Genomic DNA, 22946 nt, shown 5'->3' with positions numbered 1-22946 from the left:
AGGCTAAAGTCTGCCCCTAGGGGGAGAGTCAAGGCGCCAGCAATGCACGGCACAGGCCCTGGGCATACAGCGGCAGGCTGTCGAAGTCACGGGCGCACAGTAGCAGCCGGCGCCGGGCCCAGGCCTCGCTCAAGGGGCGCGACTGCAGCGCCAGGTCAGGCTGGCGCTGCAGGGCGGCCAGGGGCACCACCGCCAGCCCGGCCCCCCGGGCCACCATGCGCAGCACCGCGTCGAAACCTTCGGCACGAATGCGCAGTTGCATGCGCCGGCCCAGGTGCAGCGCCTGTTCTTCCAGGTACACCGCCAGGGCGCTGTGGCTGGCCAGGCCGACAAAGTCGTGGGCCAGGCTGTCGTTGAAGCTCGGTGCCGGCTGCGCACTCAGGGGATGATCCGCAGGCATCGCCAGCACCAGGGGATCGTCGCGAAAGGCGCGTGTCGCCAGGCCCTGGGTGTCCACCGCGTCGGACACGATGCCCAGGTCCGCCGCGCCCTGGCGCAAGGCGTGGGTGATGCGCTGGCTGGGCAGCTCCTGCAGTTCGATATCCACATGGGGGTGGCCTTGCAGGAAGTCCGCCAGCAACTCCGGCAGGTATTCGCTCAGGGCCGTGGTGTTGCACAGCAGGCGCACCTGACCCTTGACCCCCTTGGCGTATTCGCCGAGGTCCTGTTGCAGGTGCTCGGCATACCGCAGCAGGGTCCGGGCGTGCTGGGCCAGGGCCTTGCCGGCGGCGGTCGGGCGGATGCCGCGACGCCCGCGCTCGAGGAACTCGATGCCCAGGGACGCTTCCATGGCCCTGATCCGTGCGCTGGCGGCGGCCAGGGACAGGTGGCTGCGAGCGGCCCCGGCGGTGATGTTGCCGGCCTCGAGAATGTTCAGGTACAGCCGCAGGTCGATCAGGTCAAAGTGCATGGGACATCCCCCGGGGAATGGTCTGCCGTAGGAGCCGGCTTGCCGGCGAAGGGGCCCGGGAGTTTTGCACAGGTCCTAGAAACGCCTTCGCTGGCAAGCCAGCTCCTACGGAGGTTATGGGCAACAGGTTTTCGTATGAGCCTATTGCTGGGCAAGAGGCTGGCTCAGTATATGGCAGATTTTCAGGGTCTCGCCCGGGGTGCAGCATAGGCCCATGAACAGCTCACTCGCGTTTTATCAGAACCTAGGGTCCGCCCTGTCCCTGCTGGTGATTGGCACCTTCCTGCTGGCCGGCATGGTCAAGGGGGTGATCGGCCTTGGCCTGCCCACCATTGCCATGGGCTTGCTGGGCCTGGCTATGGCGCCGGCGCAGGCTGCGGCCTTGCTGATTATCCCGGCGACCCTGACCAACCTCTGGCAACTGGCCTTTGGCGGGCATTTGCCAGCCTTGCTCAAGCGCCTGTGGCCGATGCTGCTGGCGATTTTCGTGGGCACCGGCGCCGGTTCCCTGTGGCTGGGGATCGAGGGCGGGCAGTGGGTGGTGCGGGCGTTGGGGGCGGCGTTGCTGTTGTACGCCTTGAGCGGCCTGTGGCTGCCGACCCTGCGGCTGGCGCCGTCCCGGGAACGCTGGCTGGCGCCGCTGTGCGGCCTGGTTACCGGGGTGATCACTTCGGCCACCGGCGTCTTCGTGATCCCGGCGGTGCCCTACCTGCAGGCCCTGGGCCTGAACAGGGATCAGCTGGTGCAGGCCCTGGGGCTGTCGTTCACCGTCTCGACCCTGGCCCTGGCGGCCGGCCTGCTGTGGCGCGGCGCCCTGGGCGGGGCCGAGCTGGGGGCTTCACTGCTGACCCTGGCCCCGGCGCTGCTGGGCATGTGGCTGGGGCAATGGCTGCGCCAGCGCATCAGCGCCCTGCTGTTCAAGCGGGTGTTCTTTGTCGGCCTGGGCCTGCTGGGCGGGCACTTGCTGATCAGCGGCTAGCCGCAGAAGGGCTGAGCATGTCGATCTGGCGGATCTCGAAGTCCTGCTCCAGGTAGTCCATGCGGGAGTCGAGGAACTGCCGCATGTGCGGCAGGCTGGAGTGCTGGTCCAGGGCGGCCTGGGAGGCCCAGACCTCATAGAAGATGAACAGGCTCGGGTCCTGGCGGTCGCGCAGCATGTGGTATTCGATGCAACCGGCTTCGGCGCGGCTGGCCGCCACATGGCCGAGAAACAACGCTTCGAAGGCTTCGGCGCGCTCGGGGCGGGTCTTGGCGTGGAGGATGAAGGCCTGGGGCGTGGTCATGGGGCGAATGCTCGTGGTGGCAATAAGAGGCGAAAATTCTAAGGCAACAATCCGTGATCGATTCGTGCGTTTGAGTCAAATGTATTTTGAACAACCCGGGCTTATTCCCGAGGCCGTCCATCGTTAACCTGCCGCCATCGTTTTCAATCTTTGCGACCCGCCAAGGCCTGGGTGCCGGCAGGTCCTACCCGATGAGGCTGGATCATGAAAAAAGTATTGCTGCTCAATGGCGCGAAACAGTTCGCCCACTCCGATGGCCGCTACAACGCCACCCTGCATGACACCGCCCTGGCGGTATTCGACCGTGGCGGCGTGGAGGTCAAGGTCACCTCTATCGATGAGGGTTATGACATCAAGGAAGAAGTGGCCAAGTTCCTCTGGGCCGACGTGATCATCTACCAGATGCCCGGCTGGTGGATGGGCGCCCCGTGGATCGTCAAGAAGTACATCGACGAAGTCTTCACCGAAGGCCATGGCAGCCTCTACGCCAGCGACGGCCGGACCCGTTCCGACGCCTCGCAGAAGTACGGCAGCGGCGGCCTGATCCAGGGCAAGCAGTACATGCTCTCGCTGACCTGGAATGCCCCGCAGCAAGCGTTCGACGACCCCAGCGACTTCTTCGAGGCCAAGGGCGTGGACGCGGTGTACTTCCCCTTCCACAAGGCCAACCAGTTCCTCGGCATGACCGGTCTGCCGACCTTCCTCTGTGTCGACGTGATGAAACGCCCGAACATCGAGGGCGATGTGCAGCGTTACGAGGAACACCTGAAGGCGGTGTTCAATCTCAAGGGCTGAATCCGGCTACTATTGAGTGCCTTCAAACCAGGTGTGGCCAGAGCGCGGGATGGCTCCCGCCTCGCGTCAGCCGCGTTGCCTGCAGAGCTGTCCGGCCGCGGACAGCGTGCCGGCAGGTTTGGGCGCAGCGCCCACGCCACAGCCATGCACCGCTGATGAGAGGACTCATGTGAAAGCCAGATCCGACGAACTGCAGGTCTTTGTCTGCGTCATCGAGTGCGGTTCGATCTCCGCCGCCGCCGAGCAGTTGGCCCAGACCCCTTCGGCCGTCAGCCGCACCTTGTCGCGGCTGGAAGCCAAGCTCGACACTACGCTGATCAACCGCACCACGCGGCGCATGGACCTGACTGAAGAGGGGCGCTATTTCTTCGAGCAGGCCAAGCTGATCCTCGACCAGATGGACGAACTGGAAGAGCGCTTGTCCTCGCGCCAGCGCAACCCCGCGGGCCGCCTGCGAATCAACGCGGCGTCGCCCTTCATGCTGCATGCCATCGTTCCCTACGTGGCCGAGTTCCGCAGCCTGTACCCGGATATCCAACTGGAACTCAACAGCAACGACCTGATCATCGACCTGCTGGAGCAGAGTACCGACATCGCGATCCGCATTGGTGTGCTGGCGGACTCGACCCTGCACGCCCGCTCCCTGGGTTGCAGCCCCCTGCATATCCTGGCCAGCCCGGCCTACCTGGCCCGCCATGGCACGCCGCACAGCGTGGCGGAACTGGCCGGCCACACCCTGCTGGGGTTCACCCAGACCGAGACGCTCAACCATTGGCCGTTGCGGCATGTGCATGGTGATCGCTGGCAGATCCAGCCGGGCATCAGCGCGTCCAGTGGCGAAACCCTGCGTCACCTGGCGCTGGAAGGGCAGGGCATTGCCTGCCTGTCGCATTTCATGACCGTCGACGACATTCGCGCCGGGCGCCTGCAACCGCTGCTGGCCTCGTTCAACAGCGGCTATCGCCAACCGATCAACGCGGTGTACTACCGCAACTCGCAACTGGCCCTGCGCATTCAGTGCTTCCTGGATTTCATCCAGGCCAAGCTGGCGGACTACGCCAGCCCCGAGTTCCAGGGCTGAAGACCCCGGTCCCCGCCGGCCTCGGTCCCCTCTGGCAACCGATGCCTTGTAGGAGCCGGCTTGCCGGCGAAGAGGCCCCCGGGTTTTGTGCAGGTCCCGAAATCGCCTTCGCTGGCAAGCCAGCTCCTACGGTGGTCGCATGCAGCGGATCTTTCTGGCAACCGATCCCTCGTAGGAGCCGGCTTGCCGGCGAAGAGGCCCCCGAGTTTTGCGCAAGTCCCGAAATCGCCTTCGCTGGCAAGCCAGCTCCTACGATTTCGGTGGTCGCACGCAGCGGATCCCTCTGGCAACCGATGTCTTGTAGGAGCCGGCTTGCCGGCGAAGAGGCCCCCGAGTTTTGCGCAAGTCCCGAAATCGCCTTCGCTGGCAAGCCAGCTCCTACGGTTTCGGTGGCCGCATGCAGCGGATCTCTTTGGCGACCGATCCTTTGTAGGAGCCGGCTTGCCGGCGAAGAGGCCCCCGAGTTTTGCGCAAGTCCCGAGATCGCCTTCGCTGGCAAGCCAGCTCCTACGGTCATCCATGTTGGTGGGTTGGGACGGGTGTACTGCGTTTGGTGATTGCTCAAACCCAGGTTCCGGGCCTATGTTCTTGCCGTTCAATAACAAGAAAAGGAAGGACCTCATGCGCATCCTGTTATTCAAGACCCTGGCCCTGACGGCCGCCATCGCCGCCAGCAGTTCGGCCTTCGCCGTGACCCTGGAAGGCGGGGCGGTGGCGGCACCCAACCAGTACGGCGCCGAGGTCGCGGCGCAGATCCTCAAGAAAGGCGGTAATGCGGTGGACGCCGCAGTGGCCACGGCTTTCGCCCTGGCCGTGACCTACCCCGAGGCCGGGAATATCGGCGGTGGCGGTTTCATGACCATGTTCATCGACGGCAAGCCGTACTTCCTCGACTACCGGGAAACCGCGCCCAAGGCCGCGACCCGCGACATGTACCTGAACGAGAAGGGCGAGGTGATCGAGAACCTGAGCCTGGTGGGCGCTCGCGCCGCCGGCGTGCCGGGGACGGTGATGGGCCTGTGGGAGGCTCACCAGAAGTTCGGCAAGCTGCCATGGAGTGAGTTGATCACCCCGGCGGTGGGTTATGCGAAGAACGGTTTCAAGGTCGCCGACAAGCAGTACCAGTACCGCGAAGATGCGCTGAAGCTGTTCAACGGCACCACCAACTTCGGTGACTACTTCGGCAGCATGAAACCCGGCGAAACCTTCCGCCAGCCTGAGTTGGCGGCGACCCTGGAGCGCATCGCCGACCAGGGCGCCAAGGAGTTCTACAGCGGCAAGACCGCCGACCTGCTGGTGGCCCAGATGCAGGCCGACAAGGGCCTGATCACCAAGCAGGACCTGCAGGACTACAAGGTCCAGTGGCGCCAGCCGCTGCAGGTGACATTCCGGGGCAACACCCTGTACACCGCGCCGCCGCCCAGCTCCGGCGGGGTCGCCCTGGCGCAGTTGATCAGCATCAAGGAAGCGCGCGCCGCCGACTTCAAGGGCGTTGAACTGAACTCGGCCAAGTACATCCACCTGCTGGCGGAAATCGAAAAGCGCGTGTTCGCCGACCGCGCCGACTACCTGGGCGATCCGGCGTTTTCCGAAGTGCCGGTCCAGCAACTGACCGACCCCGCGTACCTGAAAAAACGCGCCGCCGAGGTCAATCCGAATGCCATCTCGCCCACCGAAAATGTGCGCCCGGGGCTTGAGCGGCACCAGACCACCCACTTTTCCATCGTCGATGCCCAGGGCAACGCCGTGAGCAACACCTACACCCTGAATTGGGACTACGGCAGTGGCGTGGTGGTCAAGGGGGCGGGCTTCCTGCTCAACGACGAGATGGACGACTTCAGCGCCAAGCCCGGCGTGGCCAATGCCTTTGGCGTGGTGGGCGGGGACGCCAATGCCATCGCCCCGGGCAAGCGCATGCTGTCGTCCATGAGCCCGAGCCTGGTCACCCGTGACGGCAAGGTCACCCTGGTGCTGGGTACGCCGGGTGGTTCGCGGATCTTCACCTCGATCTTCCAGGTGCTGAACAACCTCTACGACTACCAGCTGCCTCTGGAAAAGGCCGTGGCCGCGCAGCGCGTGCACCATCAGTTGCTGCCCAAGGACACGATTTACTACGACGCCTACGCGCCGCTCACCGGCAAAGTCGCCGACCAGTTGAAAACCATGGGCTACACCCTGGAAGACCAGGGCTGGGAAATGGGCGATATCCAGGCGATCCGAGTCAACGGCACGCAGCTGGAAACCGCTTCCGACCCTCGCGGTCGGGGTGTCGGCCAAGTGGTCAAGTAAGCTTCTGACGCAGCACACAGCAGCCCCTCGCCCAGATTCTTGCGTGGCGAGGGAGCTTGCTCCCGCCGGAGTGCACGGCACTCCCTAAACCGATCTGGCCCGCACGCCGCCATTTACCTCCCCCCGACGTTTACCCAGCCCGCGCTTCCACAACCCTCCATCAGTCGACACTGGCCGTCACCAGCCCGATTCCGTACCATGCGCCGCCTGTTTTTTTGCCATCCCCTGCGACCGCTCCTGCCGGTCCGCGTAGTAGGTCACTCATGAACGCAAAACGTCTGCGAGCCGATGTCCTGGCCGGGCTCACCACCTCCTTCGCCTTGCTTCCCGAGTGCATCGCCTTTGCCCTGGTGGCCCACCTCAATCCGCTGATGGGCCTGTACGGCGCCTTCTTCATCTGCACCCTGACCGCCCTGTTCGGTGGCCGCCCGGGGATGATTTCCGGGGCCGCCGGCTCGATGGCGGTGGTGATCGTCGCCCTGGTGGTGCAGCACGGGGTGCAGTACTTGCTGGCTACCGTATTGCTGGGGGGGCTGATCATGGTCGCCTTTGGCCTGTTGCGCCTGGGCAAGCTGGTGCGCATGGTGCCGCACCCGGTGATGCTGGGCTTCGTCAACGGCCTGGCGATTATCATTGCCTTGGCCCAGCTGAAGCATTTCAAGAGTGGCGAGCACTGGCTCAGCGGCCAGCCGCTGTACCTGATGGGTGGCCTGGTGTTGCTGACCATGGCCATCGTCTATCTGTTGCCGCGGCTGACCCGGACGGTGCCACCGGCCTTGGTGGCGATCCTCGGGGTGGGCCTGCTGGTGTACCTGCTGGGCCTGCCGACCCGCATCCTGGGGGACATGGCCCATATCGCCGGTGGGCTGCCAAGCTTGTCCCTGCCGGACCTGCCCTGGACCCTGGAAACCCTCGGCATCATCGCTCCCTATGCGTTCCTGATGGCGATGGTTGGCCTGCTGGAAACCCTGCTGACCCTCAACCTCACCGATGAGATCACCGAGCGCCGTGGCTACCCGGACCGCGAATGCGTGGCCCTGGGCGCGGCCAACATGGTCTCGGGCGCCTTTGGCGGCATGGGCGGCTGCGCGATGATCGGCCAGACCGTGATCAACCTCAGTTCCGGCGGCCGTGGGCGTTTGTCGGGAGTGGTGGCCGGTGGGCTGATCCTGCTGTTCGTCCTGTTCCTGTCGCCGCTGATCGAGCACATTCCCCTGGCGGCGCTGGTGGGGGTGATGTTCGTGGTCTCCCAGCAGACCTTCGCCTGGGCGTCCTTGCGGGTGATCAACAAGGTGCCGCGCAGCGATGTGCTGGTGATCCTGGCGGTCACCGCGATCACCGTGTTCACCGACCTGGCCACCGCGGTGCTCTGCGGCATCGTCATCGCCGCCCTCAACTTCGCCTGGCAGCAGGCGCGGGAGCTGTACGCCGACAGCCACCTGGAGGCCAACGGCAGTAAGCACTATCTGCTGCACGGCACCCTGTTCTTTGCCTCCACCACGGCGTTTCTCAACCAGTTCGACCCGGCCGGCGACCCGCAACGGGTAACCGTCGACTGCCGGCACCTGAGCTTTGTCGACTACTCGGCCATCGCCGCCCTGAAGACCCTGCGTGAGCGCTACGCCAAGGCCGGCAAGCAACTGCGGGTGCTGCACCTGTCGGAGCGCTGCAAAACGTTGCTCAAGCGTGCCCGGGTACAGCACGACTGAAGGCTATGGGGTCGGCCGCCCTTGGGCGGCCGTGGATGAAAATACGCCCTACCGATTTTCATAAGCCGAGCGGTTTCTTAGCTGTTTGCGACATCGCCTGCCTCGTTACGAAAATTAGTTTCACTTGGTTTGAACATCACTCTGTTAAGTGATTAATGAATTTCACAACCATTCGAAAGTGACGCTGTTTTCAAGGAGGACGCCATGGCTCCCGCAACGGGTTACTGGCTGCTGGGCTACGCCGCAGTCGCCATCATCGCGCTGATCGTGTTGATCGCTCGGTACCGGCTCAACCCCTTTATCGTCATCACCCTGGTGTCGGTGGGCCTGGCGCTGATGGCCGGCATGCCGCCTTCCGGGGTGGTCGGCGCCTACGAGGCGGGGGTTGGCAAGACCCTGGGGCATATCGCCCTGGTGGTGGCCCTGGGCACCATGCTCGGCAAACTCATGGCCGAATCCGGCGGTGCCGAGCAGGTGGCGCGCACCCTGATCGACCGCTTCGGCGAGCGCAACGCCCATTGGGCCATGGTCTGCATCGCCTTCCTGGTGGGGCTGCCGCTGTTCTTCGAGGTGGGCTTCGTGTTGCTGGTGCCAATCGCCTTCACCGTGGCCCGGCGGGTTGGGGTGTCACTGCTGATGGTGGGCCTGCCGATGGTCGCCGGGCTGTCGGTGGTGCATGCCCTGGTGCCGCCGCACCCCGGGGCGATGCTGGCGGTGCAGGCCTATCAGGCATCGGTGGGGCAGACCCTGCTGTACGCGATCCTGATTGGCGTGCCCACGGCGATCATCGCCGGGCCGGTGTATGCGCGGTTTATCGTGCCGCACATCCACCTGCCGGCAGAGAACCCGCTGGAGAAACAGTTCATCGCCCGTGAGCCGCGCCTGCGCCTGCCGAGTTTCCGCCTGACCATGGCCACCATCCTGCTGCCGGTGGTGCTGATGCTGATCGGCGGCTGGGCCAACCTGCTGGCCGAGCCCGGCACCGGCCTCAATCAGTTCCTGCTGTTTATCGGCAACTCGGTGATCGCCCTGCTGGTGGCCACCCTGGTGAGCTTCTGGACTTTGGGCCTGGCCCAGGGCATGAACCGCGAGTCGATCCTCAAGTTCACCAACGAGTGCCTGGCGCCCACCGCCAGCATCACCCTGCTGGTGGGGGCCGGCGGCGGCCTCAACCGGATCCTCATCGACTCCGGGGTGACCGAGCAGATCGTCGGCCTGGCCCATGAGTTCCAGCTGTCGCCGCTGTGGATGGGCTGGTTGTTCGCGGTGCTGATGCGGGTTGCCACCGGTTCGGCCACCGTGGCCCTGACCACCGCCTCGGGGGTGGTGGCGCCGGTGGCCGTGGGCCTGGGTTATCCCCATCCGGAGCTGCTGGTGATCGCCACCGGCGCCGGCTCGGTGATTTTGTCCCACGTCAACGACGGCGGCTTCTGGCTGGTGAAGGAATACTTCAATATGACGGTCATTCAAACCTTCAAGACCTGGACCGTGCTGGAGACCCTGATCTCGGTGATCGCCTTCGGCCTGACCCTGGTCCTCGCGGAGTTTTTGTAAATGGACATCCTGTACCAGATCCGCTCGTGCCTGGACTCCCTGAGTGCCGGGGAGGGGCGGATCGCCCGGCTGATGCTGGACGACGTGGGGTTCGCCGCCTCCGCCAGCCTCGACGAGTTGGCCCAGCGGGCCGATGTCAGCGCCGCCACCCTGTCGCGCTTCGCCCGCAGCGTCGGCTGTCGTGACCTGCGCCAACTGCGCCTGCAACTGGCCCAGGCCAGCGGGGTGGGCAGCCGTTTTCTCGACCCGGCCGGGGCCCCCGAGCAGTCCGGCTTCTACCGGCAGATCGTCGGCGATATCGAGTCGGCCCTGCACCAGCATCTGGCCGGTTTCCACGAGACGCAGTTCGCCGATGCGGTGCGCCTGCTGGGCCGGGCGCGGATGATCCATGCCTTCGGCACCGGCGGCTGCTCGACCCTGTGCAGCGATGAGCTGCAAGTGCGCCTGGTGCGTCTGGGTTATTCCATCGCCGCCTGCCACGACCCGGTGATGATGCGGGTGACCGCTGCCGCACTGGGGCCGCAGCATGCGCTGATCGCCTGTTCCCTGACCGGGATTACCCCCGAGCTGCTGGAGGCCGTGACCCTGGCCCGCAGCTACGGCGCCGGGATCCTGGCCATCACCCTGCCGGATTCGCCCCTGGCGCAACTGGCGGACGTGGTGTTGCCGCTGCACAGCGCCGAGACCTCGTTCATCTACAAACCCACCGCTGCGCGCTACGGCATGCTGCTGGCCATCGACGTCCTGGCCACCGAGCTGGCCCTGGCCCTGCCGGACGACAACCAGGAGCGCCTGCGCCGCATCAAGCTGGCCCTGGACCATTACCGTGGCGGTGACGACTGCCTGCCCCTGGGAGACTGATATGCGCTACGACACGCTGATCCGCAACGCCTTGATCATCGATGGCAGCGACCGCCCGGGCTACCTCGCCGACCTGGCCATCGACGATGGCCGTATCCAGCGCATCGGCGACCTGTCCGACGCCACGGCCCGGGAACAGATCGATGGGCGCGAGCGAGTCCTGGCCCCGGGCTTCATCGATGTGCACACCCATGACGACACCGTGGTGATTCGCCAACCGCAGATGCTGCCCAAGCTCAGCCAGGGGGTGACCACGGTGATCGTCGGCAACTGCGGGATCAGCGCCTCGCCGGTGACCCTCAAGGGCGATCCCCCGGACCCGATGAACCTGCTGGGCGAGCGATCGATGTTCGCCTACCCGCGCTTTCGCGATTACCGCGCGGCGGTAGAGGCGGCCCGCCCGGCAGTGAATGTGGCGGCGTTGGTGGGGCACACGGCGCTGCGCAGCAATCACCTGGTGGATCTGTACCGCACCGCCCGTACCGAGGAGATCGCGGCCATGCGCGAACAACTGCGCGAGAGCCTGGAAGACGGTGCCCTGGGCCTGTCCACCGGGCTGGCCTACGCCAGCGCCTTCTCGGCCGAAACCGATGAAGTGCTGCAACTGGCCCAGGAGCTGACGGCCTTTGGCGCGGTGTACACCACCCACTTGCGCAGCGAGTTCGAACCGGTGCTGGAGGCCATGGACGAAGCCTTTCTGATCGGGCGTTCGGCTCGTGCGCCGGTGATCGTCTCGCACCTCAAGTGCGCCGGTGCCGGCAACTGGGGGCGCAGCCCACAGCTGCTGGCGGCCCTGGAGCAGGCGGCGCAGGATCACCCGGTAGGCTGCGACTGCTATCCCTACGCCGCCAGTTCCTCGACCCTGGACCTCAAGCAGGTCACCGATGCCTACCGCATCACCGTGACCTGGTCCACGCCGCACCCCGAGCAGGGTGGTCGCGACTTGAGCGAGATCGCCGCCGATTGGGGCGTCAGCCTGCTGGCCGCCGCCGAGCGCCTGCAACCGGCAGGGGCGGTGTACTACGGCATGGATGAGAACGATGTGCGCCGCATCCTCGCCCATCCGCTGTCGATGATCGGCTCCGATGGCCTGCCGGAAGACCCCTTCCCCCATCCTCGTTTGTGGGGCGCCTTCCCCCGGGTGCTGGGGCATTTCAGCCGCGACCTGGGCCTGTTCCCGCTGCACACCGCGGTGCACAAGATGACCGGGCTTTCAGCCGCACGCTTCGGCCTGCAGCAACGGGGCGAGATCCGTGAAGGGCACTGGGCCGACCTGGTGCTGTTCGACCCGGCTCGGGTGCGTGACGTGGCGGACTTCAAGGCCCCGCAACAGGCCGCGGAAGGAATCGACGGGGTCTGGGTCAACGGTGTGTGCAGTTATGCCGCGGGGCAGGCCAACGGTCAGCGCCGGGGCCGCTTTCTTGCCCGTGAGGGGGATCTGCGCCAGGGGTTTGCCAGGGCCCACTGAAGGCGTGATCTGGGTCACGATAGTGGCGTATTGACATTAAAGAATCCCGGGCTGGCGCCGAAGTGCTGACATCAATGGCCGTTAAAGTCGGCCTTTTCCAGTCAGGGAGTCGCCCCATGAGCTTTGGCAAAACCACCCCCATCCTGCGGATTTTCGATGAAGCCAAGGCTCGGGAGTTTTACCTCGATTTCCTGGGCTTCTCCCTGGACTGGGAGCATCGCTTCGAAGCCGATTTCCCGCTGTACATGCAAGTGTCACGGGGCGAGTGCGTGCTGCACCTTTCGGAGCATCATGGCGATTGCTCGCCAGGGGCTGCGCTGCGTATCGAAACCGATGAACTGGAAGCCTTCCAGCAGCAATTGCTGGCCCAGCAGTACCGTTTTTCCCACCCGCAGATCCAGGCCATGCCCTGGGGCAGCCAGGACATGACCATCAGCGACCCGTTCGGCAATCGGCTGGTGTTCACCAACGCAATCAGCGTCTGACGGGTTTCAGGCCTTGCCAGAGGCCTGGGCGGCCTGGCGGAACTGCCCCGGAGTCAGCCCGGTGCGACTCTTGAAGCTGCGGTGAAATGAGCGCGGCTCGGTAAACCCCAGGCAATCGGAAATCCCCTGGATCGACAGTTCGCTGTGCCGCAGATGGTGCTCGGCGAGTTCCTGGCGCAGGTCATCGAGGATCTGTTGATACGAGGTGCCGGCCTGCTGCAACTGGCGTTGCAGGGTGCGTACCGACAGCGACAGGTGCTCCGCCACCTGTTCCTTGCGCGGCAGGCCGTCCTTGAGCAACTGGCGCAATACGTTGTGCACCTGCAGCGCCAGGGGCGCATCGGCCAGCGAGGCCATCATCGTCTGGGCATGATCTTCCAGGGTCCTGAGCAGGCGGGCATCGGCCTGTCGCAGCGGCAGTTGCAGGTACTCCAGCGGGGCCACCAGGGCCGAGCAGGGCTGCTGGAACAGCACCGGGCAGCCGAACAGGGCCTCGTACTGGGCCACCTGAGTGTTCGGCGGCAAGGGGTGTTCGAACCAGACTGCACGGGGGGACATGGCTGAGTCGGCGATCCAGCGGGCATACAGCAGCCAGGAAGCGAGCACGTTTTCCACCAGGTGCCGGCGAATGTCCGGGCGCTGGTGGCGACAGCTCCAGATCAGTCGCACTTCCCCTTCCAGCAGTTCGGCACGGCTGGTGCCCATGTCGCCCACCAGTTTTTCGAACGGCATGATGCGGCCCATGGCTTCGCCCAGGGTTGCGCAGTTCATGGTGATGTAGCCCAGCACGTTCCAGGAGCTGGGTTTGACGAAGCGCGCTGAATTGAGGCCGAACAACGGGTCGCCGGAGTGCAGGCAGAAGTAGTCCAGCAAGCGTTCGTGGACTTCCATCGGCAGGCGCAGGCTGGTGTCGTTGAGCTGTTCGGGTTCAATCCCGGCGGCCGCCAGCGCCGGAGCGGTGGCAATACCCAGTTGCTCGGCGTAGAGCAGATACTTGAGCAGGGGCGGGAGCGAAGTAAAACCGAGGCTGGGCATGAACGGGTTCCTGGTGACTAATCCTTCGGACAGCAGGACGGAGACCGGGAAAGGTAAGGGCAAACCTTGAGTCCTGTAAATGCTTCGCCGTTGCCCGTAGGGCTATTGAGGCAAACGCTGGACCGGGCGGAAAAGCAATCGCTTGCTCCCGCAGGACTGCGCAGCAGTCGTATTGGTAGGCTACTTTGTGCTGGCAAGCCGGAGGGAGGCGGACCGCGTAGCGCCTTTCGCTGGCAAGCCAGCTCCTACGGAACCCTGTAGGAGCCGGCTTGCCGGCGAAGGGCACGCTGCAAATCAGACGCGGAAGTGGCTGACCATCATCTGCAACTGGCCGCCCAGGCGGGCCAGCTCGACGCTGGCGGCGGCGGTTTCATCGCTGGCGGCGGCGGTCTGTTCGGACACGTCGCGCACGTTGATGATGCTGCGGCTGATCTCTTCGGCCACGGCGCTCTGCTGCTCGGCAGCGGCGGCGATCTGCTGGTTCATCGACTGGATGTTGGACACGGTGCGGGTGATGCTTTCCAGCGAGGCACCGGCCTTGCGGGTCAGGTCGACACTGCTGTCGGTCAGGCTGCGGCTGTTGTTCATCACCGTGGCCACTTGCTGGGTGCCGTTCTGCAGGCCGGCCACCAGTACTTCGATCTCTTCGGTGGACTTCTGGGTGCGCTGGGCCAGGGCTCGCACTTCGTCGGCAACCACGGCAAAACCACGGCCGGCTTCACCGGCACGGGCGGCTTCGATGGCGGCGTTCAAGGCCAGCAGGTTGGTCTGTTCGGCCACGGCCTTGATCACGTCCATGACGCTGCCGATCTTGTCGCTTTCCTGTTGCAGCACGGTCATGGCGTCGGTGGAACGTACCACCTCGCTGGCCAGGCGCTCGATCTGTTCGATGGCCTGGGCCACCACCTTGTCGCCCTGGCGGGCTTCGCCGTCGGCGGCGGCCGCAGCCTGGGAGGCTTCTTCGGCGTTGCGCGCGACTTCCTGCACGGTGGCGGTCATCTCGTGCATGGCGGTGGCCACCTGGTCGGTCTCGACTTTCTGGCTGTTGACCCCGGCGCTGGTTTCTTCGGTCACGGCGGACAGTTCTTCGGCGGCGCTGGCGATCTGGGTCACGCCATCACGGATGCCGCTGATCAGCTCGCGCAGGGTCACGCCCATGCGTGCGATGCCTTGTTGCAGCACGCCCAGTTCATCGCGGCGGGTGACCCGCAGGTCCTGGGTCAGGTCGCCGGAGGCGATGCGCTCGACCACGGCCAGGGTTTCACGCAACGGACGGGTGATCTGCCGGGTGATGATCACCGCGGCCAGGACGCCCACCAGCAGCGCCAGCAGGGTGCTGATCATCTGCAGGCTGCGGGCCTGGGTGCTCTCGATGTCGCGGCGGTCCAGCTGGATCTGGTACAGGGCGTCACTGCGGTTGACGATGTCGGCGCCCTGGTCGGTCATTTCCTTGCGCGCCTCTAGGGCGCTGGTGAAGGCGACCTTGAAGGCCTGCAGCGAGCTGCGGTAGCCGCTCAGGGCGGTTTCCAGCTGTTGCAGGGCATCGCGCTGGGTGCTGCTGAAATGGGACTTGAGCTGATCCATTTCGGCAATCGCAGCGTTGAGCTGGGTGACGGCTTTCAGTTCGGTGTCCGGGTTGTTGGTGGTGACGTAGCCGCGCACTTCATAGCGCGCCAGCTGGAAGGCTTCCTTGGCCTGGGTGATGGCCTGGAACTGCTCGAAGCGCTCGTCGCTCAGGGGCAACTGCTTGACCCAGGAGTTGATCCCGTTGATCAGGTCATTGGCGCGTTCGGCGTTCTGGTTCATCGCCAGGCGCGCAGCGTCACCGGTGCGGTAGGCGTTGCGCATCTTGTTCAGCGAGTCCTGATAGGCGCTGATGGTCGCGCCCAGGCCTTGCAGAAGCTTGATGTTTTCCGGGCTCTGGAACGAGGCCAGGAGCTTTTTCTGCTGGGCGCTGAAATCGTCCAGGGTGTTCTGCACGCCTTGGGCGGCGGTTTCGTCGCCGTTGGCCAGCATGTACTGCAGGCGGGTGACCCGCAGCTTGGTCAGGCCGCTGTTGAGCTGGGTGATGTCGCTCATCCAGTTGCTGCGGTCAATCAGGCCGCCCAGGCTGGTCCAGCCGGTCAGTGCAAGGACGGTGGTCAGGGCCAGGACCAGGCCGAAACCCAGGCCCAGCTTGAGGTTGACGCTTATGTTGGCAAACCAACTATTCATTGAAATTCCTCCAGGAACGTAGCGCTTCTTGATCTAAGTTGGCTGGAAGATTGTTGTTGTTGGTGCCCAGCAAGGTGTTTTGTAGGGGGGGTATCGGCGGGATGTGCCATAGCTGAAACGATTTCGTCGGCATTGCGCCAAGACAATGTTTCAGGCTTTGACGGCTATTTTGCGGGATGGGCCACCGCACCGTTGAGCTTTTTTTCACATTCATTTCACCGGCGCCCCACGTCCGTGCTCCTAGAGTCTGCCCGGTCGATGCCCAAGGCATCGGACAGCGCTCGATTGTCATCAGGTTTCTGTAGCCTGGATCAGAGCGGCTCATTTCACCGGATCAATCTCAACAAGGGGCTGCGGCACTGTGACCACACCACTGGTTTCCACGCTGGTCAAACGCTCGTCGATGACGAGCGGCCTGAAGCGTTACAAGCGTTTCCTGGCACTGTTGCTGGGCGGTGTGCTGCTGATTCCCCTGAGCCTGTGGCTGTTCCGGCCGGCGGCGGTGCCCGACCTGGCCCACGGTAACCTGGCTGGGGTCCAGGCGTTGCGGGCCGGCTGGGCCAAGGGCGACATCATCGTCCTGGTGCGTCATGTGGAGCGTTGCGATCGTTCCAAGGCTGCCTGCCTGGGCCCTGCCGATGGCATTACCGACCGTGCCCGGGAGGTGGCGGTGGGCCTGGGTGCGCAGTTCGAGCAACTGGGCCTGGACCGTGCCGATATCTACAACAGCCCGCTGACCCGGACCGCGCAGACCGCAAGCTATATGTTCAGCAAGGTCAGCAGCGGCGATGGCTGGCTGTACAACTGCAAGGGCAGCATGCTGCGTGACGCACTGGCGCATAAGGTGGCCGGGCGCAACCTGGTACTGGTGACCCACAGTGAGTGCATGGACGCGCTGGAGAAGGAACTGAAACTGGCGACGCCGACCCTGGGGTACGGCGCTGCTCTGTTCGTTTCCACCGATACCCTCAATGGCGCGCCGAAGATGCTCGGCATGATCGAGGCCAGCGACTGGCGCTCGGTCAATCTCAAGCCTTGAACCCTGTCCGGCGCTCCGGGCTGGCCGTCGCGGTCAGCCGGGCGGGTCATGCCCCGCAGCTCAGGGCGCCAGCAGGTCGGGGTCGCCGGGCGGATTGCCGGCCGGCGCGAACGTCGCAGGGGCAGGCCCTTCGTTGATCCGCTGTGGGCTGATCAGGTTGGTGAATTCCTCGATCAGGCGCTGGATCGCCTCCGGCGGCTGGCAGTCGCGAAACTCCATGCTGATCTGCACTTCGTCGGGGTCGCGCTCGTGGCCTTCGCGCTTGCCGTTGCCGAAGGTGACGAAAAACTTCTCGCTCTGCAGCTCGCCGTTCTCCAGGTCGTGGCTGGCCTTCTGCAATTCGGTGGCTTGCATGCGCACCGACAGGTCGACGGTCATCTTGTGCAGGGCCAGGCCCTTGGGCGAGACCAGGGCGATCAGCGGCACATTGATGATGTGGTCATCGTTGAGTGCCACCTCGACCATCTTGGCCTTCATCGGCGTGCCCAGGTCGTCGACGTTGTAGTCGAAGAACTGGTCGAACAACTTGATGTACTGCTGGGCGATCAGGTTGTGAGTGGCCGCGGCGGCCTGGTGCATGCCACGGGTGATGTGGCTCAGGTCGCTGGCGGACATGGGCTCCTTGCTGCGGGAAAAAAAAGCCATGGATCACGCTCCTTGTTCGGTGGCTGGAGTGCCCCGCCGTGAAGGCGGGGCGGGCTGGAGGGGGCTAGGGGGCCGTGGTGATCAACCGTTGGTGCCGTCTTTCTTCTCGGCCGCGGCATCAGGCATTTTCAGCGCGTTGGCAGTCGGCAGCTTGTCGGTGTCGGTCGGTTGCGTGCCAGGCAGCCGCACAGGCTTGGTGGCGGCGTCGGTGAGGAAGTCGATGACCCGCATCAGGGCTTCCGGTGGGTCCTGGCGGACGATCTTGGTGCTGATGGCGTAGCGTGCGCGGGTGTCGGTCTTGCGGGTCTGGGTCGATTTGTGGCTCGCCGCGCCCTTGACCGAGACGCTGAACGGGCCCCAGCCCATCTTCGCTTCGAAACTGCCGGAGGCTTCGGTGCTGCTGGTGTCCTCGGCCATCTGGCTGATGGTCAGCTCGAACTCGATCGAACCTTCCTCGATGGTGATGTTGGGGTGACTGATGGCCGCCAGCAGCGGGATGCGCATCGACTTCTTCACCGTGCCCTTGTAGACGCCCTGCTCATCCACCAGGGTTTCGTCGTAGTCGAACTGCACCGAAACCGCCTGGCCGTTCTGGATGCACACGCCCATCAGGAAGTCCGCGTAGGCTCTGCTCGCGGCGACCTGCGCCTGGATCATTGCCATCAGTGGGCCGGTGATCATCTTGTCCAGGGGCAGGGCGGCAATCACACCGCCGATCAAGCCCTTATCGATATCTGGCATGGTCTTTCTCCTTGTTCTTCGTTGCGCGAGATGCGCCCCTGCACATTAGGAAAACCGTTGCGAGCTGTTCAGCGGGAATCGATTACCGGGGAGTGTTGGCTTCCAGGCGGCGGATGTTGCCGATCTGTCGCAGGCTCAGGCCGTATTTGTCGGCCAGCACGCTGCGGGAAATGCCCCCCAGGCTTTCCAGCTGGATGTGCTGGTTGCGGATCTGCCGGCAGAAGTGGTCGGCCTTGGGGATCTCCAGGGCCAGTCCGGCGAAGCGCTCGATCAGGGCCTTGAGGGCATCGGGAGGCAGGATCAGGGCCAGGGAAGTGCGTTCGGCGTGCTTGGGAATGTATTTGGGGCGGCCGCCATATTCGCGGGTGAGGTGGTAGGCATTCTCCAGGCCGATGCAGTCGATGAGGGCCTGGAGCGAGTGGGGCAGTTGGCGTACATCGATAAGACTGAGGTCGTTCACGTCCATTTGTTACCTCCTTGGAATTATGGATACGGCTGGTTTGATCCTAAGGAGATGTTTCGTCCCTTGTTCAGTGGGAAATATGCCCCTTGTTAAGGGGAACTATTACAGCCTGATGTTGTATCGGTCGCGGGTGTTGCACTGGTTTTTCTTCAACTGGATGAGGAAATTCCCATGTCACGCTATTCGATTGATTTCAATTTCATCGCGGCCCTTGAAGGTGGTGCCATGACAAAGGGGTATGTGCCCGATGCCCAGAACAGCAAGAGCGGGGTCACGGTGGGCACCGGTTTCGATCTGGGACAGCGCAGGCTCACGGACTTGCAGGCGCTCAATCTGCCCGCGGATCTGGTGCGGCGCTTGAGCCCCTACCTGGGCCTGACCGGGACCAAGGCCCTGGACCGCCTCGTTGAACAACCCTTGAGCATCTGCGCCGCTGAGGCCGAGTTGATCGACGAGGCGTACAAGACGCCCTTCGTCAATCGCCTGGCAGCTGACTATGTCCAGGCCAGCGGGGTGGATTTCGCCCAGTTGCCGGCGCCGATGCAGACCGTGATCGCCTCGGTGGCCTTTCAGTACGGCAACCTGGCCAGCCGCACGCCGAAGTTCTGGGCCCAGGTGGTGGCCCGCGACTGGAAGAGTGCCCTGGCCAACCTGCGCAACTTTGGTGACAGCTACGGCACCCGCCGGCGCAAGGAGGCTGACCTGCTGAGCTCGCAGGTCAAGGGATGAACAGCGCCGCCCGGGGCATTGCATTGGCCCGGGCGGCCGGTTCGGGCTCAGGTGCAGGGCTGGGCGAGCAGTAGGCTGACACTGCCCATGGGGCCTGGGTCATTGGTGGGGCTGGTGCTGGGCAGGGTGCGCCAGTCCACCAGCAGGCACAGGGCCTTGACCGATTGGTTGGCGACACTGCCGATGGGCCCGGCGAACTCATAGCGGTACAGCGCCTGGGTAGTGGCCTGTGCTTGAACGCTGGTGGCGTTGCCCAGTGTGGTACGGACCATGTCCGGCAGTTTGTCCTGGCTGACGGTGAAGCGCGGTTGGTTGCCCTGCTGGATAAATGCCCCACTCTCGCGAGAGCGTTTCCACAGTTGCTGCCATTGGTTGCTGCCGGCGGATTTCTCCAGGGTAACGGCGTAGGCCTTCAGGGTTTCGGGGGCGGTCCTGGTGGTTTCCAGGGCCTGCGCGGCACTGGTAAACAGGCTCAGGCCGATGATCAATGAACGCAGAGTCAAACAGGTGCGCCCCAGTTCGTGCAGCAGCACCCGGGCCGGTGACGAGCGCTCGGCCCGGTTGCTGGCGAACAGTGCGAGGAATGTCGGAACGCTGCTCAGGTCCGGCTGGCGCAGGTGGCGGCCGGCATCGTCGAAGCGCTTCCGGGCGACGGCCTGGCCCAAGGGGGAGGTGGTAGCGGTGATGGTCATGCCTGACTCCTTTTAGAGGAATGCCCGTCGTTGGGCAGGAGTCATGGTTTCAAGTGCGGTGGACGGGTATCAGCGGGAAAGGGTTCAAGGGGCATTGGGGATGGGCATTTTTAGTGTGCGCAAGTAAAGTGCCGGCGCCCGAGAAATGAATCCCGGGCGCTTTTTCCATGGAGTTACGTCGTGAAGCACATCAGCAAAGTGGTTGCCTCTGCCTGCCTCGGCCTGGTCCTTGCGGGCTGCACCGGCACCCCGATGAAAACCCAGCAGTTGGATAGCAGCCAGTACACCGTCATCGGTCACAGTGAAGGCAGCGCCACCGGCATCATGCTGCTGGGCATGTTCCCGATCCAGCAGAACAACCGTTTCGTCCGCGCCCAGACTGCGGCGATCGAGGCCAAGGGCGGTGACGCCCTGATCAACACCCAGGTCCAGGAAAGCTGGTTCTGGGCCTGGGTCCTGAACGGCTACACCACCAAGGTTTCCGGTGATGTGGTCAAGCTGAAGAACCCGCAGTAACCCGATACCGGGTGGGGCCTGGTGCTGGCCCCGGCGATGCAAGCGGCCGTTGATTCAGCGGCCGTTTTTTTTGCCTTCAGCCGGCGGGTGCCAGGTTGACGAAGTAGTAGGCCTGGCGACCGACCATTATCACCTTCTGCACCTGCAGGGGCGGCTTGGGGGCCTCGGCTCCGCCGAGCACCGCCATGTGCTGTGGCGACTCGGCGAGAAAGGCTTGTAGCTGCGCCTCGGTCTGCAGGTCCTTGAGCAGGCTCTGGATGTAGAACACGCTGGCACCGCCAATCCGCTCGTTGGCCTGATACAGGGCTAACTGATGACCGCTGGCCTGCAACGTCATGATCTGGTCGGTGACCGGCACGAACGACAGTTCGCGGTCCGCTTTCGGCGCGACCCATTGGGCGTTCGCCAGGTACCCGCAGATCACCAGGCCCATGATGGTAATCACCAGCCCCTTGCGCTGACGCCCGACGGCGCTCCAGAACCCGGAGCCCGCTGCCCGCTCGGCGAGGCGCTGATAGAGCACCGCGCCGTACTCCGCCGCCAGCACCGCGGCGGCCGGGGTCAGCGACATCAGGTACACCGTGCGCTTGCTCGAGGCCAGGCACAGCAGGGTGAATTGCGCCACCAGCCAGAGGCTGAAAAACAGCAGGTAGCGGTTCTTCACCAGGCTTTTACGGAAATGCCACAGGCCCAGGTAGACCAGGATGTTCCAGGGCAGGAAGGCCTGGGGCAACTTGGCCAGGTAGTAATAGAAAGGTTCGTAGTGCCCGGCTTCGACAAACGAGCCATCGAAGCGCCCGACGCTGTTGGTCCACAGTACTTCGCCCAGGGCCTGCAGGCCGCCGCGCTGGTAGAGCACGGCCAGCCAGATCGCCAGGGGCACCAGGCCCAGCAGGGTCAGGAGCCCGGGACGCAACCAGTGACCCAGGGTGAAGCGCTTTTCGATCAGGCTGTCGGCCAGCAGGTAGGCGAAGATCACCACTCCGGGCATGGCCAGGCCCAGCACGCCCTTGCTCAGGGTCGCGATGGCGATCCCGACGGCGAACGCCAGCCAGGCCAGCAGCGCCGGTTGCTGTTCGGCCTGGCGCCGTTGGGCCTGGAAGAACGCCAGCAGGGCCAGGGTCACCCCCAGGCTCAGTAGCGCGTCTTCACCCACGCCGCGCACGTTGCTCCAGTAGCTGGCCATGGTCGCCAGCATCAGCCCGGCGACCGCGGCGAGGGTGGCGGGACGGCCAAAGCGCCGGAGCATGGCGTACAGCAGCAGCACACTGAACAGCCCGGCAAAGGCCGAAGCCAGGCGCACCGCCAGGGGCGTGCCGCCGAAGGCGCGGATGGCCCCGGCGTCGAGCCACAGGCTCAGCGGTGGTTTTTCCAGGAACGGCGTGCCGAACAGCCGTGGCGTGACCCAGTCATCGTCCAGGTGCATTTGCATGGCGATCCCGGCGACCCGAGCCTCGGTGGAGCCTTGCAACTGATGATTGCCCAGGGCGAAGAAGAACAGCAGGCAGGTCAGCAGGAACAGCAGCGGAGCGGGTCGTGACATGAGTTGTGCGCCGGCAGATCGATGGGCGCAGCCGGAAGGCCGCGGGCAAGCCCGAAAGTATACGGAGGCAAGTCTTAACGAATTGTGAACAAGCAGGGGGAAAGAGTGAGGATTTTCCCCGGACGCCGAAGTTAGCCCATTGCCTGCTGATAGGCGGCCACCGCGTGCGGGAACAACTGCTCATAGAGGGGATAGCCGATGCCCAGCACGGTGATCTCGATGGCGTCGGCGCCGCACTCGGCACTGTAGTCCTGAATGCTCACGCCCATGGCCGGAACGGGCTGGTCGAGGTGATGGACCTGTAGTTGCAACTCGACCTGGGCCGCTGCCGTCAGTGCCCGCACCCGCTCCTGGAGCGCAGCATAGGCCGCTGCAGGGATGAATTGGCCGAAGGCCACGCCCATGGGCGGGTCGGCCGATTCCAGGGCCGACCAGCCGAGCAGGGTCGAGCCCTGATACACCTTGAACCTTGGGCGAGCATCCGGATGAGTTGGCATGGGGCGACCTGTGGTGGCGGGGAAGGGAGGGCTAGCCGAGGGCGCTTTCCTGCTGGCGTCGGCTGATGCGCCCGCGGCCCCAGGCGGACAGCGCCTCGATCACCGGTTGCAGCGATCGCCCTTCTGCGGTCAGGCGATATTCCACCCGCGGCGGCACCTCGGCGTACACCGTGCGCGACACCAGGCCGGCGGCTTCCAGGTCTCGCAGTTGCTTGGTCAAAAGGCGTTGTGAGATCCCCGGCAGGCGGCGTTGCAACTCGTTGAAACGCAGGAACTCGTTGGCCAGCAACTGATGCAGGATCACGCCTTTCCAGCGGCCGTCGATCAGGTCCAGGGTCACCTCCACCGGGCAGCCTGGAATGTCCTGATAGTGCTTGTTCTTCATTGCCTGACGACC

Annotated in this window: 24 protein-coding genes and 1 pseudogene; 12 read left to right on the top strand and 13 right to left on the bottom strand. The window is 64.6% G+C overall.

The window, feature by feature from the left end:
• Positions 1-28: 28 nt before the first annotated feature.
• Positions 29-910 (bottom strand): LysR substrate-binding domain-containing protein, encoded by an 882-nt coding sequence (locus tag U873_RS0128485; protein WP_025131482.1) that lies wholly within the window; start codon positions 908-910, stop codon positions 29-31.
• Between the two features lie 214 nt (positions 911-1124).
• Between U873_RS0128485 and U873_RS0128480 the strand changes: the two genes are divergently transcribed.
• Positions 1125-1889 (top strand): sulfite exporter TauE/SafE family protein, encoded by a 765-nt coding sequence (locus U873_RS0128480; RefSeq protein WP_025131481.1) that lies wholly within the window; start codon positions 1125-1127, stop codon positions 1887-1889.
• Here the strand turns inward: U873_RS0128480 and U873_RS0128475 are convergent.
• Positions 1879-2193: a putative quinol monooxygenase gene (locus U873_RS0128475; protein ID WP_025131480.1), complete on the bottom strand. Its 315-nt coding sequence runs from the start codon at positions 2191-2193 to the stop codon at positions 1879-1881. The two genes, U873_RS0128480 and U873_RS0128475, sit on opposite strands and share 11 nt — an antisense overlap.
• Positions 2194-2397: 204 nt before the next feature.
• Between U873_RS0128475 and U873_RS0128470 the strand changes: the two genes are divergently transcribed.
• The 8 genes from U873_RS0128470 (at position 2398) to U873_RS0128435 (ending at position 12435) form a co-directional block, all read left to right on the top strand.
• Positions 2398-2988 carry an NAD(P)H-dependent oxidoreductase gene (locus U873_RS0128470; RefSeq protein ID WP_025131479.1) on the top strand — a complete coding sequence of 197 codons (591 nt, stop codon included), beginning with the start codon at positions 2398-2400 and terminating at the stop codon, positions 2986-2988.
• 169 nt (positions 2989-3157) lie between these two features.
• Entirely contained in the window at positions 3158-4069 is a 912-nt protein-coding gene (locus tag U873_RS0128465) for a LysR family transcriptional regulator (protein ID WP_025131478.1), read from the top strand.
• Between the two features lie 621 nt (positions 4070-4690).
• Positions 4691-6358: a gamma-glutamyltransferase gene (gene ggt / locus U873_RS0128460; RefSeq protein WP_025131477.1), complete on the top strand. Its 1668-nt coding sequence runs from the start codon at positions 4691-4693 to the stop codon at positions 6356-6358.
• A gap of 263 nt (positions 6359-6621) precedes the next feature.
• Positions 6622-8067, top strand: a complete 1446-nt coding sequence (locus U873_RS0128455; protein ID WP_025131476.1) for a SulP family inorganic anion transporter — start codon at positions 6622-6624, stop codon at positions 8065-8067.
• 204 nt (positions 8068-8271) lie between these two features.
• On the top strand, positions 8272-9621 hold the full coding sequence (locus tag U873_RS0128450; protein WP_025131475.1) for a gluconate:H+ symporter: 1350 nt from the start codon (positions 8272-8274) through the stop codon (positions 9619-9621).
• Entirely contained in the window at positions 9622-10482 is an 861-nt protein-coding gene (locus U873_RS0128445) for a MurR/RpiR family transcriptional regulator (RefSeq protein ID WP_025131474.1), read from the top strand.
• 1 nt (position 10483) lies between these two features.
• The gene (locus tag U873_RS0128440) at positions 10484-11950 is read left to right on the top strand and encodes an amidohydrolase family protein (protein ID WP_025131473.1); all 1467 of its coding nucleotides are present in this window, start codon (positions 10484-10486) and stop codon (positions 11948-11950) included.
• Positions 11951-12066: 116 nt separating this feature from the next.
• The gene (locus U873_RS0128435) at positions 12067-12435 is read left to right on the top strand and encodes a glyoxalase superfamily protein (RefSeq protein ID WP_025131472.1); all 369 of its coding nucleotides are present in this window, start codon (positions 12067-12069) and stop codon (positions 12433-12435) included.
• Between the two features lie 6 nt (positions 12436-12441).
• On the opposite strand, the gene U873_RS0128430 is transcribed toward U873_RS0128435, so the two are convergent.
• The 4 genes and pseudogenes from U873_RS0128430 to U873_RS36800 all read right to left on the bottom strand — a co-directional run bounded on the left by U873_RS0128430 (position 12442) and on the right by U873_RS36800 (position 16009).
• A complete protein-coding gene (locus tag U873_RS0128430; RefSeq protein WP_025131471.1) occupies positions 12442-13470 on the bottom strand; it encodes an AraC family transcriptional regulator in 1029 nt (342 codons plus the stop codon).
• Positions 13471-13764: 294 nt separating this feature from the next.
• Positions 13765-14469 carry a methyl-accepting chemotaxis protein gene (locus U873_RS37750; RefSeq protein WP_371261360.1) on the bottom strand — a complete coding sequence of 235 codons (705 nt, stop codon included), beginning with the start codon at positions 14467-14469 and terminating at the stop codon, positions 13765-13767.
• Between the two features lie 201 nt (positions 14470-14670).
• Positions 14671-15549 (bottom strand): annotated as a pseudogene (locus U873_RS37745) (methyl-accepting chemotaxis protein); the annotation flags it as partial.
• A 127-nt stretch (positions 15550-15676) separates the two neighbouring features.
• Entirely contained in the window at positions 15677-16009 is a 333-nt protein-coding gene (locus U873_RS36800) for a hypothetical protein (RefSeq protein ID WP_157838129.1), read from the bottom strand.
• A gap of 78 nt (positions 16010-16087) precedes the next feature.
• On the opposite strand from U873_RS36800, the gene U873_RS0128420 reads away from it, so the two are divergent.
• Entirely contained in the window at positions 16088-16723 is a 636-nt protein-coding gene (locus U873_RS0128420) for a histidine phosphatase family protein (protein ID WP_051586118.1), read from the top strand.
• A 60-nt stretch (positions 16724-16783) separates the two neighbouring features.
• On the opposite strand, the gene U873_RS0128415 is transcribed toward U873_RS0128420, so the two are convergent.
• From U873_RS0128415 to U873_RS0128405, 3 genes are all read right to left on the bottom strand, one after another.
• Positions 16784-17368, bottom strand: coding sequence for a DUF2589 domain-containing protein (locus U873_RS0128415; RefSeq protein WP_025131468.1), 585 nt, complete (start codon positions 17366-17368; stop codon positions 16784-16786).
• 81 nt (positions 17369-17449) lie between these two features.
• Positions 17450-18109: a DUF2589 domain-containing protein gene (locus tag U873_RS0128410; RefSeq protein ID WP_025131467.1), complete on the bottom strand. Its 660-nt coding sequence runs from the start codon at positions 18107-18109 to the stop codon at positions 17450-17452.
• 82 nt (positions 18110-18191) lie between these two features.
• A complete protein-coding gene (locus tag U873_RS0128405) occupies positions 18192-18575 on the bottom strand; it encodes a hypothetical protein (protein WP_025131466.1) in 384 nt (127 codons plus the stop codon).
• Between the two features lie 168 nt (positions 18576-18743).
• Here U873_RS0128405 and U873_RS0128400 point away from each other — a divergent pair, with 168 nt between their 5' ends.
• Positions 18744-19301: a pesticin C-terminus-like muramidase gene (locus U873_RS0128400; RefSeq protein ID WP_025131465.1), complete on the top strand. Its 558-nt coding sequence runs from the start codon at positions 18744-18746 to the stop codon at positions 19299-19301.
• A gap of 47 nt (positions 19302-19348) precedes the next feature.
• Here the strand turns inward: U873_RS0128400 and U873_RS0128395 are convergent, their stop codons facing one another.
• The gene (locus U873_RS0128395; RefSeq protein ID WP_177330326.1) at positions 19349-19993 is read right to left on the bottom strand and encodes a hypothetical protein; all 645 of its coding nucleotides are present in this window, start codon (positions 19991-19993) and stop codon (positions 19349-19351) included.
• 180 nt (positions 19994-20173) lie between these two features.
• Between U873_RS0128395 and U873_RS0128390 the strand changes: the two genes are divergently transcribed.
• Entirely contained in the window at positions 20174-20509 is a 336-nt protein-coding gene (locus U873_RS0128390) for a hypothetical protein (protein ID WP_025131463.1), read from the top strand.
• Between the two features lie 76 nt (positions 20510-20585).
• Here U873_RS0128390 and U873_RS0128385 read toward each other — a convergent pair whose 3' ends face one another.
• The 3 genes from U873_RS0128385 to U873_RS0128375 all read right to left on the bottom strand — a co-directional run bounded on the left by U873_RS0128385 (position 20586) and on the right by U873_RS0128375 (position 22934).
• Entirely contained in the window at positions 20586-22052 is a 1467-nt protein-coding gene (locus U873_RS0128385; RefSeq protein ID WP_025131462.1) for a glycosyltransferase family 39 protein, read from the bottom strand.
• 131 nt (positions 22053-22183) lie between these two features.
• Positions 22184-22549, bottom strand: a complete 366-nt coding sequence (locus U873_RS0128380) for a hypothetical protein (RefSeq protein WP_177330325.1) — start codon at positions 22547-22549, stop codon at positions 22184-22186.
• 31 nt (positions 22550-22580) lie between these two features.
• A complete protein-coding gene (locus U873_RS0128375; RefSeq protein WP_025131460.1) occupies positions 22581-22934 on the bottom strand; it encodes a helix-turn-helix domain-containing protein in 354 nt (117 codons plus the stop codon).
• Positions 22935-22946: the final 12 nt, after the last annotated feature.

The sequence above is a fragment of the Pseudomonas sp. PH1b genome (assembly GCF_000633395.1).
Taxonomy (GTDB): Bacteria; Pseudomonadota; Gammaproteobacteria; order Pseudomonadales; family Pseudomonadaceae; genus Aquipseudomonas.
The sequence above is the reverse complement of the archived record's forward strand: the minus strand, read 5'-3'. Positions and strand labels throughout refer to the sequence as shown.

What these genes read in the sequence shown, in the direction of transcription:
- U873_RS0128385 (WP_025131462.1), bottom strand. Translation starts at nt 22,052, where the DNA reads ATGTCACGACCCGCTCCGCTGCTGTTCCTGCTGACCTGCCTGCTGTTC.
- U873_RS0128435 (WP_025131472.1), top strand. Translation starts at nt 12,067, where the DNA reads ATGAGCTTTGGCAAAACCACCCCCATCCTGCGGATTTTCGATGAAGCC.
- U873_RS0128375 (WP_025131460.1), bottom strand. Translation starts at nt 22,934, where the DNA reads ATGAAGAACAAGCACTATCAGGACATTCCAGGCTGCCCGGTGGAGGTG.
- U873_RS0128445 (WP_025131474.1), top strand. Translation starts at nt 9,622, where the DNA reads ATGGACATCCTGTACCAGATCCGCTCGTGCCTGGACTCCCTGAGTGCC.
- U873_RS0128485 (WP_025131482.1), bottom strand. Translation starts at nt 910, where the DNA reads ATGCACTTTGACCTGATCGACCTGCGGCTGTACCTGAACATTCTCGAG.
- U873_RS0128430 (WP_025131471.1), bottom strand. Translation starts at nt 13,470, where the DNA reads ATGCCCAGCCTCGGTTTTACTTCGCTCCCGCCCCTGCTCAAGTATCTG.
- ggt (WP_025131477.1), top strand. Translation starts at nt 4,691, where the DNA reads ATGCGCATCCTGTTATTCAAGACCCTGGCCCTGACGGCCGCCATCGCC.
- U873_RS0128380 (WP_177330325.1), bottom strand. Translation starts at nt 22,549, where the DNA reads ATGCCAACTCATCCGGATGCTCGCCCAAGGTTCAAGGTGTATCAGGGC.
- U873_RS0128450 (WP_025131475.1), top strand. Translation starts at nt 8,272, where the DNA reads ATGGCTCCCGCAACGGGTTACTGGCTGCTGGGCTACGCCGCAGTCGCC.
- U873_RS0128405 (WP_025131466.1), bottom strand. Translation starts at nt 18,575, where the DNA reads ATGGACGTGAACGACCTCAGTCTTATCGATGTACGCCAACTGCCCCAC.
- U873_RS0128410 (WP_025131467.1), bottom strand. Translation starts at nt 18,109, where the DNA reads ATGCCAGATATCGATAAGGGCTTGATCGGCGGTGTGATTGCCGCCCTG.
- U873_RS0128395 (WP_177330326.1), bottom strand. Translation starts at nt 19,993, where the DNA reads ATGACCATCACCGCTACCACCTCCCCCTTGGGCCAGGCCGTCGCCCGG.
- U873_RS0128420 (WP_051586118.1), top strand. Translation starts at nt 16,088, where the DNA reads ATGACGAGCGGCCTGAAGCGTTACAAGCGTTTCCTGGCACTGTTGCTG.
- U873_RS0128475 (WP_025131480.1), bottom strand. Translation starts at nt 2,193, where the DNA reads ATGACCACGCCCCAGGCCTTCATCCTCCACGCCAAGACCCGCCCCGAG.
- U873_RS0128415 (WP_025131468.1), bottom strand. Translation starts at nt 17,368, where the DNA reads ATGGCTTTTTTTTCCCGCAGCAAGGAGCCCATGTCCGCCAGCGACCTG.
- U873_RS0128480 (WP_025131481.1), top strand. Translation starts at nt 1,125, where the DNA reads ATGAACAGCTCACTCGCGTTTTATCAGAACCTAGGGTCCGCCCTGTCC.
- U873_RS0128455 (WP_025131476.1), top strand. Translation starts at nt 6,622, where the DNA reads ATGAACGCAAAACGTCTGCGAGCCGATGTCCTGGCCGGGCTCACCACC.
- U873_RS0128470 (WP_025131479.1), top strand. Translation starts at nt 2,398, where the DNA reads ATGAAAAAAGTATTGCTGCTCAATGGCGCGAAACAGTTCGCCCACTCC.
- U873_RS0128440 (WP_025131473.1), top strand. Translation starts at nt 10,484, where the DNA reads ATGCGCTACGACACGCTGATCCGCAACGCCTTGATCATCGATGGCAGC.
- U873_RS37750 (WP_371261360.1), bottom strand. Translation starts at nt 14,469, where the DNA reads ATGACCGCCACCGTGCAGGAAGTCGCGCGCAACGCCGAAGAAGCCTCC.
- U873_RS0128400 (WP_025131465.1), top strand. Translation starts at nt 18,744, where the DNA reads ATGTCACGCTATTCGATTGATTTCAATTTCATCGCGGCCCTTGAAGGT.
- U873_RS36800 (WP_157838129.1), bottom strand. Translation starts at nt 16,009, where the DNA reads ATGAGCCGCTCTGATCCAGGCTACAGAAACCTGATGACAATCGAGCGC.